This window comes from Vibrio sp. 1641 (assembly GCF_033339995.1).
Classification (GTDB): domain Bacteria; phylum Pseudomonadota; class Gammaproteobacteria; order Enterobacterales; family Vibrionaceae; genus Vibrio; species Vibrio alginolyticus.
Window position 1 is genome coordinate 1 of record NZ_JAWOVP010000546.1, and the last position, 503, is coordinate 503.

Here is a 503-nt window from a genome sequence, read left to right on the forward strand (position 1 = left end):
TGTTCTGGTTTGGAGAGAGAAAGCGCCGTATTAAAGCTATGGCCGCGCGCACTTACCCATGGTTTTTTCCATTTTAAAGTACCGCGCACACCCGTATCGGTGGAGTAACCAATACCGGTTTCAATTTGGTTTTTCGCAGCAGGCGCTAACGAGACTTTACTCGGCAACTCGCGCCCATCTTCAAGCTTACTTAAGTCAGGCTCAACAAACACGGAGGAAAACCAATCGGTGTTAGACAGGTTTTGGTTGTATTCACCCACATCAGAGACAAGGTAAGGTTCACCAATTTCAAAAGGTCGCATCGACTCAACACGGTTTTCCCAGATCTGGCTTCCCGTAATTTCTACCGGACCAAAGTGATAGCGAATACCGCTGTCGTAGTGCAAACGCACATTGGCTTCATTCAATTCGGGGATCACTTCCAGCTTGTTGAGCTTAAAGTCACCATTGAAGTAACCACGTTGCAAAGCCAGGTTACGAATCCCTGATTTAAGGCTGTCATA

1 protein-coding gene is annotated in these 503 nt (G+C 46.9%); it reads right to left on the reverse strand.

Annotated features, from left to right (window positions below):
• The coding region (locus R7Z47_RS27045) for an autotransporter assembly complex protein TamA (RefSeq protein WP_411913074.1) at positions 1 to 503 on the reverse strand (503 nt) is incomplete at both ends.